This window comes from Hafnia paralvei ATCC 29927 (assembly GCF_001655005.1).
In the GTDB taxonomy this organism is placed as follows: Bacteria; Pseudomonadota; Gammaproteobacteria; order Enterobacterales; family Enterobacteriaceae; genus Hafnia; species Hafnia paralvei.
In genome coordinates this window covers 73,311-90,499 of sequence record NZ_LXET01000053.1, presented here as the reverse complement: position 1 = coordinate 90,499, position 17,189 = coordinate 73,311, and the positions used below count along the sequence as shown (strand labels likewise).

14 protein-coding genes are annotated in these 17,189 nt (G+C 47.6%); 13 read left to right on the top strand and 1 reads right to left on the bottom strand.

The window, feature by feature from the left end; all coding sequences use genetic code 11:
- Nucleotides 1-147 precede the first annotated feature (147 nt).
- Nucleotides 148-1,068: an agmatinase gene (speB, locus tag M988_RS17065; protein WP_004846823.1), complete on the top strand. Its 921-nt coding sequence runs from the start codon at nt 148-150 to the stop codon at nt 1,066-1,068.
- A 47-nt stretch (nt 1,069-1,115) separates the two neighbouring features.
- Here the strand turns inward: speB and M988_RS22985 are convergent, their stop codons facing one another.
- Complete coding sequence (locus M988_RS22985) at nt 1,116-1,268, bottom strand: hypothetical protein (RefSeq protein WP_166712931.1); 153 nt, start codon at nt 1,266-1,268, stop codon at nt 1,116-1,118.
- A 305-nt stretch (nt 1,269-1,573) separates the two neighbouring features.
- Between M988_RS22985 and M988_RS17060 the strand changes: the two genes are divergently transcribed.
- The 12 genes from M988_RS17060 (at nt 1,574) to M988_RS17000 (ending at nt 17,097) form a co-directional block, all read left to right on the top strand.
- Nucleotides 1,574-2,263, top strand: a complete 690-nt coding sequence (locus tag M988_RS17060; RefSeq protein WP_248846520.1) for a DUF3592 domain-containing protein — start codon at nt 1,574-1,576, stop codon at nt 2,261-2,263.
- A gap of 36 nt (nt 2,264-2,299) precedes the next feature.
- Nucleotides 2,300-2,914, top strand: coding sequence for a LemA family protein (locus M988_RS17055; RefSeq protein ID WP_064575090.1), 615 nt, complete (start codon nt 2,300-2,302; stop codon nt 2,912-2,914).
- A gap of 10 nt (nt 2,915-2,924) precedes the next feature.
- Entirely contained in the window at nt 2,925-3,635 is a 711-nt protein-coding gene (locus M988_RS17050; RefSeq protein ID WP_248846519.1) for a TPM domain-containing protein, read from the top strand.
- A 610-nt stretch (nt 3,636-4,245) separates the two neighbouring features.
- On the top strand, nt 4,246-7,293 hold the full coding sequence (gene fdnG, locus M988_RS17040) for a formate dehydrogenase-N subunit alpha (RefSeq protein ID WP_096079962.1): 3,048 nt from the start codon (nt 4,246-4,248) through the stop codon (nt 7,291-7,293).
- A 12-nt stretch (nt 7,294-7,305) separates the two neighbouring features.
- Entirely contained in the window at nt 7,306-8,208 is a 903-nt protein-coding gene (fdxH, locus tag M988_RS17035; protein WP_008815013.1) for a formate dehydrogenase subunit beta, read from the top strand.
- A complete protein-coding gene (fdnI, locus tag M988_RS17030; RefSeq protein WP_008815014.1) occupies nt 8,201-8,860 on the top strand; it encodes a formate dehydrogenase-N subunit gamma in 660 nt (219 codons plus the stop codon). Before fdxH ends, fdnI begins: the two co-directional genes overlap by 8 nt.
- A gap of 259 nt (nt 8,861-9,119) precedes the next feature.
- Entirely contained in the window at nt 9,120-10,040 is a 921-nt protein-coding gene (locus M988_RS17025) for a GlxA family transcriptional regulator (protein ID WP_008815015.1), read from the top strand.
- Nucleotides 10,041-10,283: 243 nt separating this feature from the next.
- Nucleotides 10,284-11,561 (top strand): ATP-grasp domain-containing protein, encoded by a 1,278-nt coding sequence (locus M988_RS17020; RefSeq protein WP_064575085.1) that lies wholly within the window; start codon nt 10,284-10,286, stop codon nt 11,559-11,561.
- A 33-nt stretch (nt 11,562-11,594) separates the two neighbouring features.
- A complete protein-coding gene (locus M988_RS17015) occupies nt 11,595-12,179 on the top strand; it encodes a cysteine hydrolase family protein (RefSeq protein ID WP_008815017.1) in 585 nt (194 codons plus the stop codon).
- 21 nt (nt 12,180-12,200) lie between these two features.
- A complete protein-coding gene (gene hypE, locus M988_RS17010) occupies nt 12,201-13,214 on the top strand; it encodes a hydrogenase expression/formation protein HypE (protein ID WP_008815018.1) in 1,014 nt (337 codons plus the stop codon).
- A 231-nt stretch (nt 13,215-13,445) separates the two neighbouring features.
- Nucleotides 13,446-15,764 (top strand): carbamoyltransferase HypF, encoded by a 2,319-nt coding sequence (hypF, locus tag M988_RS17005; protein ID WP_064575083.1) that lies wholly within the window; start codon nt 13,446-13,448, stop codon nt 15,762-15,764.
- A gap of 4 nt (nt 15,765-15,768) precedes the next feature.
- Nucleotides 15,769-17,097: a diaminobutyrate--2-oxoglutarate transaminase family protein gene (locus tag M988_RS17000; RefSeq protein WP_064575081.1), complete on the top strand. Its 1,329-nt coding sequence runs from the start codon at nt 15,769-15,771 to the stop codon at nt 17,095-17,097.
- Nucleotides 17,098-17,189: the final 92 nt, after the last annotated feature.

Sequence of the window (17,189 nt, the reverse complement as noted above, 5' to 3'; positions counted from 1 at the left end):
AAAGTTTACGGCGATAATTGCTAATAGCAGCTTTAAAAGCGAACAATAAATCCCTTTCTCGTCGGGCTAACGACGCGGAAGGGATTTTTTTTCATCGGTACTTTGACTTCGGCCTGTAACAAATGTGGCCTTCAACGAGGATTGATTATGAGCACCCTGGGCAATAAACCCGATAACTCACTGGTTTCTAACGCCTTTGGCTTCCTGCGTTTTCCGCTGAATTTCCAGCCATACGACAGCGATGCTGATTGGGTTATCACCGGTGTACCTTTCGATATGGCCACTTCAGGCCGTGCGGGTGGGCGTCATGGTCCTGCCGCCATCCGTCAGGTATCCACCAATCTGGCGTGGGAAGGCAACCGCTGGCCGTGGAATTTCGATCTGCGCGATCGCCTGAATGTAGTTGACTGTGGCGACGTGGTATTCAGCTTTGGTGATGCTCAGGACATGAGTGACTCTCTGCAGGCACATACCGAGAAATTGCTGGAGTCCGGTAAGCGCTGTCTGACCTTCGGTGGTGACCACTTTGTCACGCTGCCTTTGCTGCGCGCTCATGCCAAACACTTTGGCAAAATGGCGCTAGTGCATTTCGATGCGCATACCGATACTTATGCCAACGGCAGCAAATTCGATCACGGAACAATGTTCTTCCATGCGCCAAATGAGGGGCTAATCGATCCAAATCACTCCGTGCAGATTGGTATTCGTACTGAGTTCGATCGCGATAACGGTTTTACCGTATTGGACGCTGCGCAGGTAAACGATCGCGGTGTGGATGACGTGCTGGCGCAGATCAAACAGATCGTTGGCGATATGCCGGTTTATCTGACTTTCGACATCGATTGTCTGGATCCTGCTTTTGCTCCGGGCACCGGTACGCCGGTAATTGGCGGTTTAACTTCAGATCGTGCGCTTAAGTTGGTGCGTGGCCTGAAAGATCTTAACATCGTGGGTATGGATGTGGTGGAAGTTGCTCCAGCGTACGATCAGTCTGAAATTACCGCTCTGGCTGCGGCCACGCTGGCACTGGAAATGTTATATATTCAGGCAGATAAAAAAGGCGAGTAATTTTCACGAAGTCTTATGATATTGAGGCGGCCATCAGGCCGCCTTTTTTAATTCTGCTGTGCTCTTTGGGGCAGTAGTAAATATATTTTCATACTGATGGGGCGGCTGGTTGAGGCAAACACCGACTCACCGACCTTATGGTTCTGCTGGCACAGGATCTGCGCATAATGCATTGGGTGTACCGCGATAATTTTGCACATGATATTTACCTAACGGTTTTGAAAATCTGATGGGGATATCAATGCTATGGAATCAATACCATAAAAACAGAATAGGGGATTCCTTATAAAAATAGGGTAATAATCGGCAGTGGAATATAAAAATGGTGTAACCATCTTACCTATTTCGGCTACTGTGAGGTGTTATTTACTATTATTTTGTTCTCACCGATTGGCATAATTTAATTGGCTACGCTATATGGAATAAGTATCACTTAACTGTAATTTTTTTTTTACTACATGCTCTTGGTGATAGAATAACTTATTACCAATTTATGGATTTTGTCGTGAAAAAAGTACTTGGATTATTTTTTTGTGTGGGATGCATCCTGCTTATTCTTGCGGGTTATATGCTCTATTCAAGCATGCAGTTTCAGAAAACTGCTTTACGCGCTGAAGGTGTTGTGACCGAAGTTCGCTATGAGTGCTCGAGTGATTCAAAAGGATCTTATCATCCCGTTGTTGCTTTTAACACCAATCAAAATAAGAGAATTGTTTTCGAATCCTCAACGGGGAGTTCTAGCTACAGAGGTACTGAAGGAAATAGCATTGAGGTTCTTTATGCCGCAGATGCACCAGAGAACGCAGAGATAAATGACGCACTTTCTCAATGGATTGCCCCTATTATTCTGGGTGGCATGGGAATAGTGTTTGCTGGCATCGGTTTTGTCCCCTTTCTGATTATGCGAGTGCGTTCTCGCCAAGGCGCCCGTTTGCTTCACGAGGGAGTCCCTATTGATGCACAAATTATCGGTGTTGAATTGAATCAGGCTATTCAATTTAATGGCCGTTCACCTTATCGGATTAAAAGCCAGTGGTTAGATAAAAATACAAACCAATTATTTGTTTTTTATAGTGACAATATTAAATTCGATCCTTCTTCTTATATACAGAGTGAGTCGATTACCGTTTACATCGATAAAAACAATCCTAAAAAATACCATATGGATATTTCTCTGTTACCTAAAATAGCGTGATGGCTGAAGTATATGTTTATTATTAAGGGAGTAGTGATGAACAAATTAACATTGTTTCGTTTGTTGTGCAGTTTCTGGATCATTTTCGCTTTGTCTGGCTGTGGGTATAACGATATTCAGTCGGATGATGAAAATGTTAATGCCACCTGGGCTGAGGTATTAAACCAATACCAACGACGTGCCGATCTGGTCCCTAATCTCGTCGCCAGCGTTAAAGGGTATGCCGCCCACGAGTCGGAGGTATTCGCACAGATTGCTGAGGCCAGGGCAAAAATAGGCGGATTGCCAAATATGCAGCAGGCTCCGCAGGATGAGCAAAGCATTAAGCAGTTTCAGCAGGCACAGGCCAGCATGAGTAGTGCGCTATCCCGTTTGCTGGTTGTTAATGAGAAATACCCAGACCTGAAATCCGATCAGCTTTATACCAATCTAATGGTACAACTCGAGGGGACGGAGAATCGGATTGCGGTTGCTCGCCATCGTTATGTACAGGCAGTGCAAACTTATAACACCCGCATTAGAACGTTTCCTAACAACCTGACGGCTAGCTGGAAGGGGTATAAGCCTAAACTCACTTTTCAGCCTGAAAATATCGAATCTATTAGCACGGCACCAAAGATAGATTTCTCAACTCCTTCAACGGCAAAATAAGGCGAAACGGATGCGCTTTTTCGGATATGGAATGATTCTGCTGTTATCACTGATGAGCGGCAGTCTATTTGCTAAAGAAATACCGATTCCTGCGTTAACTCAAAGAGTGACCGATTTAACCGATACGATTACGAATAGTGAAAGTGCGCAACTATCTGATCAGATTGTTAATTTCGAAAATAAAACGGGCCATCAACTTGCGGTTTTAGTGGTAAAAACCACGGGCGAGGAAACTATCGAACAATATGCCACACGCGTTTTTGAACAGTGGAAATTGGGAGATAAGAAGCGCGATGATGGTTTATTACTGCTCATCGCCAAGCAAAACCACACTCTGCGATTAGAAGTGGGATATGGGTTGGAAGGTGAGATGACCGATGTTGACGCGGCAAATGTGTTAGATAGATACATCGTTCCGTTATTTAAGAAAAATCAGTTTGCACAGGGCATTAGCTCCGGTATTGAGCAGGTAACGTTTAAGCTCACCGGTGTAAAAACGGCCGATAGAAGTGCAGCGGAGGGCGTTTCTGCAGCAACAACGCACAATCGCACTAATACAGCTTCTGACAACACGAGAAGAACTATCAGCCATATGCCATCGAGTCCGTATGGGGTTTACGTGTGGATTGTTGGCATATTGCTTTTACTCAAGCTAAACGCGAAAAGCAGTAAGGTTATTTTACCGGCATTATGGGGCGGTATCGGGATGGGGGGGGGGTAACGTTGTCTACCAATCTGTTTGTCTCTTGCTTAAACCCACACCTTTTAAATTGAGTTCTCTTGAGCCAATGTTTTCTGTTTTCTTCGGTATTTTCATGTTTATCGTTTTTTTAATACTCCCGTTTCTCAAGGGATGGCGCTCGGTACAGCCCTCTAGGCGGAAAAGTGGTTGGGAAAGTAAACGCTCTTCGAGTTCCTCCTCAACCTTTGGCGGAGGAGGTGGAAGCAGCGGCGGTGGCGGCGCGAGTAGTCGCTGGTGATTCGTTATCTTCCTCAGTAATACAACACGATAAGAGCTGTAAGAATTGCTACCAGCTAAGTTTTATCAGACCGCAGCCAATAACGTTGCGGTTTTTTTATCACTCATATACGACTAATTTGGCTTTCCCCTCCATTTCCATCTAATTTTTTGAATAAAGAAAGTAATGGGTGTAAATCCTACAAATCCTTATTCCGTGTGCCATTAGAGTTAATGAAACGTTACTCTTCATACTTATTAAGGGGTAAATATTGACTAAATAGTTCTCTTTTTTGATTTGACTCAATATGAGCAGGGTTTTAACTGCTAGTTTGCCGCTGACAAAAACATCATTGAAGCAATGAGGATGGCAATGGACGTCAGTCGCAGACAGTTTTTTAGAATCTGCGCCGGCGGGATGGCTGGTACAACAGCGGCAGTTTTAGGGTTCACTCCTAGTCTGGCGCTGGCGGAGTCGCGTAACTATAAGTTGCTGCGAGCAAAAGAAACACGTAACTCCTGTACCTATTGTTCTGTTGGTTGTGGGTTATTGATGTATAGCCTTGGTGATGGTGCCAAGAATGCTAAATCTACGATTTTCCATATTGAAGGGGACCCGGATCATCCGGTGAACCGAGGCGCGCTTTGCCCTAAAGGTGCTGGCCTACTGGACTATGTCCATAGTGAAAATCGCCTGCGTTACCCAGAATACCGCGCTCCGGGTTCTGATAAGTGGCAGCGCATTAGCTGGGACGATGCTTTTGAGCGTATCGCCAAGCTGATGAAAAATGACCGTGATAAGAATTTTGAAACCACAAACGCCGAAGGCGTAACGGTCAATCGCTGGCTCTCCACCGGCATGTTGTGCGCCTCAGCGGCCAGCAACGAAACCGGTATGCTAACGCAAAAGTTTGCCCGCTCTCTGGGCATGCTGGCGGTTGATAACCAAGCGCGTGTCTGACACGGACCAACGGTAGCAAGTCTTGCTCCAACATTTGGTCGCGGTGCGATGACCAACCACTGGGTTGATATCAAAAACGCCAACGTTGTGATGGTGATGGGCGGCAACGCCGCTGAAGCGCATCCGGTGGGATTCCGCTGGGCGATGGAAGCCAAAAACAATAACGATGCCACGCTGATCGTGGTCGATCCGCGCTTTACCCGCACCGCATCGGTCGCGGATATCTATGCGCCGATTCGTTCTGGCACCGACATTACTTTCTTGTCGGGCGTGCTGCTGTACCTGATTTCCAATAACAAAATCAACGCTGAATACGTCAAGCATTACACGAACGCCAGCTTGCTGGTACGTGATGATTTTACGTTTGAAGACGGCCTATTTAGCGGTTATGACGAATCAAAACGTCAGTATGACAAAACAACGTGGAACTATCAGTTCGACGAAAATGGTTATGCCAAACGAGACGATACCTTGCAGCATCCACGCTGCGTATGGAATCTGTTGAAAGAGCACGTCAGTCGTTATACGCCGGATGTGGTAGAAAATATCTGTGGTACGCCACAGGCCGACTTCCTCAAGGTGTGTGAAGTATTGGCCTCAACCAGCGCCGCAGACCGCACTACGACGTTCCTGTACGCGCTCGGTTGGACGCAGCACACCGTGGGCGCGCAGAACATTCGTACCATGGCGATGATTCAGCTGTTGCTGGGCAATATGGGGATGGCTGGCGGTGGTGTTAACGCCCTGCGTGGTCACTCTAATATTCAGGGGCTTACCGATCTTGGCTTGCTGTCTACCAGCCTGCCGGGCTACTTGACGCTGCCTTCTGAAAAGCAAACTACTCTGGAAACCTATCTGGCCGCCAATACGCCAAAAGCCACGCTGCCGGGGCAGGTTAACTATTGGGGCAATTATCCTAAATTCTTCGTCAGCTTGATGAAGGCGTTCTATGGTGATGCCGCGCAGAAGGAAAACAACTGGGGCTTTGACTGGCTGCCGAAGTGGGATCAATCCTACGACGTCATGAAATATTTCCAGATGATGGATCAGGGCAAAGTGACGGGCTATATCTGCCAAGGTTTTAACCCTGTTGCGTCATTCCCAGATAAAAATAAGGTCGTCGAGTCGCTTTCGAAGCTGAAATATCTGGTGATTATCGACCCTCTGGTAACAGAAACCTCAAACTTCTGGCAAAACCACGGTGAGATGAACGATGTCGATACTGCGTCTATTCAGACTGAAGTATTCCGCCTGCCATCTACCTGTTTTGCTGAAGAAGATGGCTCGATTGCCAATTCCGGTCGCTGGTTACAGTGGCACTGGAAAGGTGCGGATGCTCCGGGTGAAGCGCGTAATGACGGCGAGATTCTGGCTGGCCTCTATCACCGTTTGCGTACCATGTATCAGAACGAAGGCGGAGCGGGCGCAGAGCCACTGCTGAAAATGGGCTGGCGCTATGAACAGCCAGACCATCCTGAATCTGAAGAAGTTGCTAAAGAAAACAACGGCTATGCGTTAGCTGATTTGTATGACGCTAACGGCACGTTACTGGCGAAAAAAGGCCAACTGTTGGATACGTTTGCTCTTCTGCGTGATGACGGAACCACGGCCAGTGCCTGCTGGATTTATGCCGGTAGCTGGACCAGCAAAGGCAACCAGATGGCGAATCGCGATAACAGCGATCCGTCCGGTTTGGGGAATACGCTGGGCTGGGCTTGGGCATGGCCGCTAAACCGCCGCATTATTTATAACCGAGCATCAGCCGATCCAATGGGTAACCCTTGGGATCCGAAGCGGATGTTGATCGAATGGAATGGTAGTAAATGGGTCGGAAACGATATTCCAGATTACAACACCGCCGCACCGGGCAGCGGCGTCGGACCGTTTATCATGCAGCCGGAAGGACTGGGGCGCCTGTTTGCCATCGACAAGATGGCGGAAGGGCCATTCCCTGAGCACTACGAGCCGTTCGAAACGCCACTGGGTACTAATCCGCTGCATCCGAATGTTATCTCTAACCCAGCGGCGCGTTTGTATGAGTCCGATGCTAAGCGTATGGGTGAAAAAACGGAGTTCCCTTACGTCGGTACCACCTATCGCCTGACGGAGCATTTCCATACTTGGACGAAACATGCGCGTTTAAACGCCATTGTGCAGCCTGAGCAGTTTGTGGAAATCAGCGAAGGCTTGGCGAAGGCGAAAGGAATTACTCATGGTGATACGGTTAAGGTCAGCAGCAAGCGTGGATTTATCAAAGCCAAAGCGGTGGTCACCCGTCGTCTGAGCACGTTGCGCGTTAATGGTCAGGATGTGGAAACCATCGGTATTCCAATTCATTGGGGCTTTGAAGGCGTGGCGCGTAAAGGATTTGTGGCAAACACCCTGACTCCGTTTGTAGGCGACGCTAACTCGCAAACGCCAGAGTACAAGGCGTTTTTAGTTAACGTGGAAAAGGTATAAGGAGCCGAACTTATGTCCATGCAATCACAAGACATTATTAAGCGTTCGGCGACCAATGCCTTAACGCCGCCGCCGCAGGCTCGCGATTACAAGGAAGAGGTTGCTAAGCTCATTGACGTCTCGACCTGTATTGGCTGTAAAGCCTGTCAGGTCGCTTGCTCAGAGTGGAATGACATCCGTGATGAAGTGGGGCACTGCGTTGGGGTTTATGATAACCCAGCTGATTTGAGCGCCAAGTCATGGACGCTAATGCGTTTCTCTGAAGTGGAGCAAAACGGCAAGCTAGAGTGGCTGATCCGTAAAGATGGCTGTATGCATTGTACCGATCCGGGCTGCCTGAAGGCATGCCCATCGGCGGGCGCGATCATCCAATATGCCAACGGCATCGTGGATTTTCAGTCTGAACACTGCATTGGCTGTGGCTATTGCATCGCGGGCTGTCCGTTTAACATTCCACGCCTGAACCCAGACGACAATCGTGTGTATAAATGTACGCTGTGCGTTGACCGTGTCAGCGTGGGACAGGAGCCTGCCTGCGTGAAAACCTGCCCAACCGGAGCGATTCACTTCGGCAGCAAGAAAGAGATGCTGGAAGTGGCTAGCGAGCGCGTCGAAAAACTGAAGAAACGCGGTTTTGAGCAGGCGGGGATATACAATCCTGAGGGCGTTGGCGGCACACATGTGATGTATGTCCTGCATCATGCGGATAAGCCAGAGCTCTATCACAATCTGCCGAAAGATCCGAAGATCGATATGGCCGTGGGTCTATGGAAAGGCGTGTTGAAGCCATTATCCGTAGCTGGGTTTATCGCCACCTTTGCGGGGCTGATTTATCACTACATCGGTATTGGCCCAAACAAAGAAGTGAGTGACGAAGAAGAGAGCGATGACGAAAAGGGGAACCATCATGAGTAAAAGCAAAATGATTGTTCGTACTAAGTTTATCGATCGCGCCTGCCATTGGACGGTAGTGATCTGTTTCTTCTTGGTTGCATTATCGGGTATTGCGCTGTTCTTCCCTACGCTGCAATGGCTAACACAGACTTTTGGTACGCCTCAAATGGGCCGCATAATGCACCCGTTCTTTGGCGTACTGATTTTTGTGGCGCTAATGTTTATGTTCTTCCGTTTTGTGAAGCACAACATCCCTGAACGCGAAGACGTGCCGTGGGTGGTCAACATTGTTGAAGTGCTAAAAGGCAATGAGCATGAAGTCGCGGATGTGGGAAAATATAACGCCGGACAGAAGATGATGTTCTGGAGCATCATGAGCCTGATCTTCGTGCTGCTGGTGACGGGCATTATTATCTGGCGTCCGTATTTTGCTCAGCACTTCCCGATTGAGCTGGTGCGCTATTCGCTACTGATTCACGCCGCGGTAGCTATCGTGCTGATCCACGCCATCCTGATCCATATGTATATGGCATTCTGGGTTAAGGGATCGATCAAGGGCATGGTGGAAGGTAAGGTAAGTCGCCGATGGGCGCGCAAACACCATCCGCGTTGGTATCGTGAAATCGAGGCGAAGGAAGCCGAGAAAGCGAAGGAAGATAAACCGCACGATTAACGCTGTTATCCGATGAAAAAGCCGCATGAAAATTGCGGCTTTTTTTATGTCCGAAAACGGTCGTTCATTAAATGAACGTAGCTAGCTAACATGCGTCACGAGAATGACATGTTGTCCGTGATGGGCAGACACATGTCTGTATATGGCCTTTAAATTTAAAATATTAACAAGCATTATAGATCCCACAAGAAGTGGTATTGCTTAAGGCCGTTAGCTATTAAGATGCAAGGTATCTGGCTACAGACGGAACTTGAGCAAAATGAGCGTAGATGTCTACTTCTTGGTATTACCGAATATGATGGTGCTGGATATTGTCGGGCCGTCAGAAACGTTACAGTTGGCAGGCGATCACTTTAAAATTCATTACATAAGTCCCAAGCAAAGCGTTCGCTGTTCTACGGGGATGATGGTTGGTGACTTAAAACCTCTGCCGGAAACGTTACCTAACGGCAGCTTGTTAGTGCTGCCCGGAGTCACTAACTCGCTGGTTGATTTTGACACTGAAGAGGCGTTGACCGCACTGGAGTGGCTCAAAGGGTGGCGAGGGAAGGTGAGTCGGCAGGAGCTCAGCATCGTATGCATCTGTTCAGGTGCATTGCTCGCGGCTAGAGCAGGCCTGTTAGATGGAATTCAATGTACGACGCACCACGATATTTTGGATCGGTTACGAGCACTGGCACCGGCAGCGTTGGTGAAAGAAAACCGCATCTTTATTGAAGATAAAGGCGTGTGCACGTGCGCTGGCATTATGGCTGGTATTGATTTAGCGCTGCACTTAGTGCACCGGTTTTGTAGCCCACAAGAAGCGATGCGTGTGGCGAGAGAGATGGTGGTTTATTTTCCACGGGCGGGCGAGGACGCACAAATGTCACCGTGGCTAAGGTTTCGTCATCATCATCATCCGGTTATTCATCGTGCCCAAGATATTATTGCGATTTCACCAGAAAAGAACTGGAACATTGAGGAACTGGCCGCGCTTATTCACGTTAGCTCACGCCATCTGTCGCGTTTATTTCGCCAGCATCTTGGAATTAGCGTACGAGAATTTCATGAACAGATGCGTTTGGCCATTGCGCAGCAATATATCCAAAGCGGTATGGGCGTTGAAAAAGCGGCTTTGGTTGCCGGTTTCTCTTCCGCTCGCCAATTACGTCGAGCGAAAATGCGAGCTGAAGAGTAGCGTATAATTTACTTAATAATATTTTCGCACTCTTGATAATCATTTTTTAGCCTCACACTATCGGTATTAAATCGCTCCGAGGGAGCGATCTATTCAAAAAACAGAGAGTCGCTCTCCTAGCGCTAGAGATGTCATCTGTAAGTTTACGGTGAGTCTTGACGCTAGAGCCATATCTCCGTGGCGTAAAGGTTATGAATTAAAAAATTTTAAAATATGTTTTTAATAAAATGAGAGAGCGTGGATATGGAAAGTAATATCAGTCAGTCAGCTGTTGTTTCTCAGCAATTTGCCGTTATTGTCGACCCATTTTCTAGCGGTGCTCTATTAGCCGCAGAGTTTAAAAAACGTGGCTTAGAGTGTATAGCGCTAATTTCTCAGAAAAATATTCCCGCGGTATTTGCAGGATCATATCGCCGTGACGATTTCTTCATGGAGATTCGCTTCGACGGGAATGTGAAAAAGATCTCCAACGTTTTGCGCCAATTAGATATTCGTGCCGTGGTGTCTTGTTTAGAAACCAGCGTGGCTTTGGCGGATCGTGTGGCTAATTTACTCGATGTTCCGGGCAATAACGTATTTACCAGCGAAAGACGTCGCGACAAATTTGCCATGGGCGAAGCGGTGCGAGCCGCAGGTTTACGTGCCCCATTGCAAAAAATGAGCGCGAGCGAAGATGAAATCATTCGCTGGGTTGCAGAACATAAAGTATTCCCCGTGGTGGTTAAACCGGTAAATTCGGCTGGCTCAGATTGTGTCACGATTTGCCACGATCTGGATGAGGTGAAATTCGCATGTTCACTGATTTTAGGTAAGTTGAATAAATTCGAGCAGGAGAATACTTTCGTACTGGTGCAGGAGTTTTTAGATGGCCATGAATATGTGGTCGACACGGTGACGCTTAATGGCCAAACCGTTACCTGTAACGTATTCGTGTATGAGAAAGTTGCAGCTAACAACGTCGCTTTTGTCTACCGCGCTATTCGTGCGCTAGAGCTCGACGATCCGATTGCCCAAAAGCTGATTGTCTATAACGATCAGGTACTGAAGGCGTTAGATATTCACCAAGGTGCAGGGCACAGCGAAATTATTATTAGCAACGGAGAACCTGTGCTGGTGGAAGTCGGTGCGCGTATGCACGGCGGTAATATTCCAGCGGTTGTACAGAAATGTGCCAAATGGTCCCAAATTGAATTGCTCGTTGATTCTTATATCGATCATCCTTCGTTCCATCGCCGCGCTAAAGAACCGTTACATCTGGATAGAAAAATTCTTATTCATTTCTATATTTCGGGTGAAGGTGGAAAAGTAAAAGCAATTCGTGGACAAAGCGTTGTCGAGAATTTGCCATCTTACTTTGATGCATTTTGGTACGTTAAACCGGGTGAACCTATTGCTGAAACGGTTGATTTATATACCTGCCCGTTAAAAGTTATTCTCACTCACGATAATGCTCAACAGATTGAAGAAGATAAAAGACTTTTGTTAAAGCTAGAACAAGAGAATCTGATTTTTGAAGTGTAGTTATTTCCGATGATATTTTTAAAGGGTTAATTAATGAAAAAGATAGCTGTGCTGACTAATGACCTGCAATATGACTTGGTAGAGAAAAACCCTGAGCGTGTTGCCGCCGTAGAGGCATTTAAAGAGCGTTTTGTTTCATTCATGAATAATATGCGTGAAATGGGGCATATTATTGTCCATCTACAATTGGTTAACTTACCTGATGACCCTAATGTAGAGCGCTATAATGGTTTTCTTCCGGTACAGAAAGGAACTCATGGTGCAGAGATCATCAGTGAGTTTTTGCATCCTGCGGATATTGTGGTTGAAAAGAATAAAGACAGCGGTTTTTATGAAACCGAGCTGGATAATATATTGAAGCAGAATGATGTGGATACGGTCATTATCACCGGTATGCAAACTCAAATCTGTGTTCAAACGACAGCGGCAGATGCGTTTTTCCGTGGTTATAACGTTTGGGTTCCAACTGACGGCGTAGTTTCAGCCCGTGATGAAGATAAAGAAAGAGCGCTAACCTGGCTTGCTGGATATTGTGCCACCGTATGTTCTAGCGATGAGATTTTGCATACGCTGGTGGACAAAGGTCACTTACCCCGTAAAGAAGTTAAAATCCCTTAACTTATATTGAGTGAGCAATAAATGAACCAGCAGGACAAGATTGTTCTCGATCACGGAACGGGTGCGAAATTAAGCCAAGATCTTATTCGTACCATGACAGAACTTCTCGGTGATGTGCATATTGGTAAAATGGAAGATAGTGCGGTTCTCAATATTGGTAACAATAGAATTGCCATGACAACCGACTCATTTGTTGTTTCTCCTGTTTTTTTCGGCAACGGTGATATTGGGAAAATAGCCGTATGCGGAACGGTTAACGATTTGGCCGTGATGGGAGCCAAACCTTTATTTATCACTTTGGCGATGATTATCGAGGAAGGTTTCTTAATTGAGGATCTGAAACGCATTATTATGTCTATCCGTGATACCGCCCGTGAAGCCGGTGTGAAGATTGTGGCAGGAGATACCAAGGTTGTTGGGCGCGGTGAGGCGGATAAAATATTCCTGAATACGACCGGCATTGGTACTTTCGAACGAGAGCCTCTAAGCATGTTGAACGTGCGTAGCGGCGATAAAATTATCCTCAGTGGTAATATTGGCGATCACTCTATTCATCTACTTTCCATTCGTGAAGGTTTGGGATTTGAGCAACGCGTTAAGAGCGATTGTGCGCCGCTTAATAATATTATCGAAGCACTACTCAGTTCATCTTTGGCTTCAGCAGTGGTTTCCATGCGCGATGTCACCCGCGGTGGCTTCAGTGAAGTTATGCATGAATATAGCCAGTCGACAGGGCATGTCGTGTGTTGTGATGAGGCGCGATTGCCTATTCAAGCAGAGACACGTATGGCTGCTGATATGTTAGGGGTTAACCCTATTCATTTAGCCAACGAAGGTTGTTTGTGCCTATTTGTTCGTTCTGAACATGCAGACGAAGTCGTGAATTTCCTGCGTGAGTTTGAACAATCAAAAAATGCGACCGTCGTGGGTGAGGTGAGCGTAGAGGCAGGCTGCCAAGTATTGATGCGTCAAAGTGATGGTGATTCTTACACGTTGGAGCAATTGGTCGGGGCTGAATTGCCGCGCCTTTGCTAATACCCGTCATATTTGAAGCTGTATCGGCGTTGGCCAAGCCTGCTTAGCCGTATGACTAAAGAATGTAAGCTCATACGGATAAATAAGAGGCCGATGCAAATCCAATTATTTGGAGCATAGAGAAATATTTCCGTAGCGGGTCAGGTTATTTCGTTTATTGACCCGCCTTTTTCAACTATCTGTTCTTAATACTATGGCTATTTAGCCATTTAAATTGCAAAGAAATACATTATGTATACACACAAACAGATAAGAGTGAACGGAGTCGTACAAGGGGTCGGATTTCGTCCTTTTGTACATAAAATTGCATTAATTAACGGTCTATTGGGATGGGTGTTAAATGATTCCCAAGGCGTACTTATTGAAGTACAGGGAAGCGTTGAAAATTATGCCAAGTTTAAACGACAGCTATTAGAAGATAAGCCGCCGATGGCGAGCATTATTTCCTGCGTAGAAACGAGTTTCGAAACGAATCATGAAACGGGCGCAATTAAATACACTTCATTTTTAATTAAAGAAAGTCTAGAGAAATTAAATACTACGACGATAGTTCCTCCCGATGCCAATGTGTGCCCTGACTGCATAAGGGAAATGTTTGATCGCACCAATCGTCGTTATTTATATCCATTTATTAACTGTACCAACTGCGGCCCGCGTTTTTCTCTGATTGAAGATATGCCTTATGACCGCAAGAACACCACTATGGCCTCTTTTACCATGTGTGATAGCTGTTTGGCAGAGTATCAGGATGTTGCCGATCGCCGTTACCATGCTCAGCCGAACGCTTGTCCTGACTGTGGACCGCGAGCATGGCTTGCTGATACTGCAGGTCAAGAGATATTGCATCCTGAGCCGTTGGAGCAGGCTCGCCGGATGTTACGTGATGGACAAATTCTGGCGGTGAAATCGCTGGGGGGCTTTCATCTTTCTGTGGATGCGACACAGGAAAATGCCATCAAATTATTACGCCAGCGTAAGCGTCGGGATGACAAGCCGTTTGCCATCATGGTCAAAGACATGGCTACCGTGCGCCGTTTTTGTGAGGTCAGCGCTGAGGAAGAACGCTATCTACAATCGCACCAGCGCCCCATTGTCATCTTGAAAAAACGCAGTGATTGTTCACTGCCTGACGCTATTGCCCCAGCTAACCCATCACTTGGTGTTATGTTGCCTTCCGCGCCGTTGCACTATTTGTTGCTGGATGACACTGCGCTGCCAGCCTTAGTGATGACCAGTGCCAACCGTTCTGGCAACCCAATTGTGTTTCGCAATGAAGAGGCAGTGGCGGAATTAGGGCAAATTGCAGACGTTTTTTTATTCCATAACCGCGATATTCATACACGCGTCGACGACTCTTTGGTTCGTTTGGTTTCTACCCGAGATGGTGAAACATTGACGACGTTTGTTCGCCGCTCGCGCGGCTATGCGCCTTATCCGGTCAATGTGGCGCAAACGCTGCGTCCCATCATGGCCGTGGGTGCGGAGTTGAAAACCACGTTGGCGCTCTCGAAAGGTGAGCAGGTTTATTTAAGCCAGCACATTGGCGATCTCAAAAATGATAAGGCTTTTGACGCTCATGAATTGTGTGGCAAAACGCTCGGTCATCTACTGGATATTCAGCCGACGGCTTGGGCTGCGGATATGCATCCCCAGTTTCGTTCAACTCGTCACATCGAAGAGAGCAGCAATTTACCTCTGTATCGCGTTCAGCATCACCACGCACATATGGCGTCTTGTATGGCTGAAAATGGTTTGCAAGGCCAAACCATCGGCGTGGTGTTTGACGGCACTGGCTATGGTGATGATGGCACGATCTGGGGCGGTGAGTTTTTGCTGGGTGACTACAAAAGCGCACATCGCATTGCTAGCCTGCATCCGTTTGGGCTTCCGGGGGGAGACAAAGCGGTTAAAGAGCCATATCGCGTTGCGCTAAGCCTGCTGTTTGAAACTTTTGGTGATGATGCAAGGCACCTACCGCTGCCGTTTTTAAGTGAGCTACAGGCAGACCAAATCAATGTGTTGATGACTATGCTGAGCCGCGGAATTAATACCGTGAAAACGTCCAGCATGGGGCGATTATTTGATGGTGTGTCGGCGCTTATCGGTGTGCGCAGCAAAATTGAATATGAAGCGCAGGCCGCTATTGAACTTGAAGGTCTGCTGGACCGTGATCTTTCCAGCGCAGAGATTTTTGCCTATAGCTTTGTCGGCGATCAAGGTGTGATCCGATTGGATTATCGCCCCATGATTGCTGAAATTGTAGGCTGTTTGATTAACGGCTCACAGGATGCCGCACATCTCTCTCGCCGTTTCCACGCCACTATTGTCGCCGCCACGCATAGGCTGTGCCAGCTTCTTTCCGAAGCCTATAACACTAGCCAATTTGTTCTCAGCGGTGGCGTATTCATGAATGAATATCTCCTAGCCAATACTTACACGGCGCTAAAAAACAGTGGTTTTCGTCCCTTCGTTCAGCAGCAGCTTCCTGCTAACGATGGCGGTATAGCTTTGGGGCAGTTGATGGTTGCCAACGCCCAGATGGAGTCTTAATAACATGGCCCCTTTTGATCACGATCTTTCTCGACAGTTTGGCATTGAGTCCAACGCACGCACTTATTCGCGCACGATTAATTGCAACATTGTGCGCGGGCAAGGCTCTTTATTGTTTGATGAACATGGACATCGGTATATCGATTGTTTGGCCGGCGCTGGCACTCTTGCGACTGGACACAATCACCCTGAAATAGTCTCTTGTCTGACTTCTTTTTTAACCAGCGGGCAGATTTTGCATGGGCTAGATATGGTGACGCCGGCTAAGCGGATTTTTAGCGAAAAGGTGATTGCCGCTTTTCCTGAGCAATGGCGTAACGATCTGAAAATCCAGTTCTGCGGGCCAACGGGTGCAGATGCCGCCGAAGCCGCGATTAAGCTGTTTAAGACCGCCACGGGGCGCAGCAATATTATCGCGTTTCACGGTGCTTATCATGGGATGACCTGTGGTGCCTTATCGATAACGGGCAATCTAAAGGTGAAAGACCCTATTCAGAACCTGATGCCGGGCGTTCATTTTCTGCCTTATCCGTATTTGTTCCGAAGCCCATATGGCGTGGGCGACGAAGAGACGATTGATATCTCTCTCCATCATATCCGACAAACGTTAGTCGATCCTGAAAGTGGGATTAGCAAACCCGCGGCGATGATCGTTGAGGCGATTCAGGGGGAGGGGGGATGTATACCTGCCCCTCTGCGCTGGTTAAAGGGGCTTAGAGAGATTTGCACCGAGCTCGATATCCCCCTGATCCTCGATGAAGTTCAGTCTGGCATTGGGCGTTCGGGGGCGATGTTTGCCTTTGAGTTGGCCGATATTCAGCCTGACGCCGTTTTACTTTCCAAGGCGATTGGCGGCGGCTTACCAATGTCGTTGTTGGTCTATCACCAGAAGTATGACCGCTGGGCTCCAGGCGCGCACACCGGAACGTTTCGTGGAAATCAACTGGCGATGATTGCCGGAACCGCGACGCTGGAGATTATAGAGCGCGAGCAGATTTTGGAACAAACCAAGCTCAAAGGTGCGGTGCTGATGCATATGCTTGAAGGATTGAAAGCGCGCCATGCCTCAATAGGAGACGTGCGCGGAACCGGTTTGATGGTCGGCATTGAGCTGGTTGATGTGGGAGGTGAGTGCGATAAATTTGGCCGCTTCCCACCCAACGGCGACTTGGCCACTCGCGTGAAACGTCGCTGTTTTGAGCATGGTTTGATTGTTGAAACGGGAGGGCGGCATGGCGCAGTGGTGCGCTTACTTCCGGCTCTGACGATTGAAACAGCGTTGCTTGAGGAGGCGGTATGTATTCTCGACCAAGCCTTAGGCGATGAGCGCTAATCTCCAATCTATCTATTGATTGGATCTATTTATAACGATAGCCCCGCTAAAACGGTGGGGCACAAAACATCACTGACAGGCTAGGGGAAGGA

Bases quoted from the DNA above. Each gene is read 5' to 3' on its own strand.
- speB (WP_004846823.1), top strand. From the start codon at position 148: ATGAGCACCCTGGGCAATAAACCCGATAACTCACTGGTTTCTAACGCC.
- M988_RS22985 (WP_166712931.1), bottom strand. From the start codon at position 1,268: ATGTGCAAAATTATCGCGGTACACCCAATGCATTATGCGCAGATCCTG.
- M988_RS17055 (WP_064575090.1), top strand. From the start codon at position 2,300: ATGAACAAATTAACATTGTTTCGTTTGTTGTGCAGTTTCTGGATCATT.
- M988_RS17050 (WP_248846519.1), top strand. From the start codon at position 2,925: ATGCGCTTTTTCGGATATGGAATGATTCTGCTGTTATCACTGATGAGC.
- fdxH (WP_008815013.1), top strand. From the start codon at position 7,306: ATGTCCATGCAATCACAAGACATTATTAAGCGTTCGGCGACCAATGCC.
- fdnI (WP_008815014.1), top strand. From the start codon at position 8,201: ATGAGTAAAAGCAAAATGATTGTTCGTACTAAGTTTATCGATCGCGCC.
- M988_RS17025 (WP_008815015.1), top strand. From the start codon at position 9,120: ATGAGCGTAGATGTCTACTTCTTGGTATTACCGAATATGATGGTGCTG.
- M988_RS17020 (WP_064575085.1), top strand. From the start codon at position 10,284: ATGGAAAGTAATATCAGTCAGTCAGCTGTTGTTTCTCAGCAATTTGCC.
- M988_RS17015 (WP_008815017.1), top strand. From the start codon at position 11,595: ATGAAAAAGATAGCTGTGCTGACTAATGACCTGCAATATGACTTGGTA.
- hypE (WP_008815018.1), top strand. From the start codon at position 12,201: ATGAACCAGCAGGACAAGATTGTTCTCGATCACGGAACGGGTGCGAAA.
- hypF (WP_064575083.1), top strand. From the start codon at position 13,446: ATGTATACACACAAACAGATAAGAGTGAACGGAGTCGTACAAGGGGTC.
- M988_RS17000 (WP_064575081.1), top strand. From the start codon at position 15,769: ATGGCCCCTTTTGATCACGATCTTTCTCGACAGTTTGGCATTGAGTCC.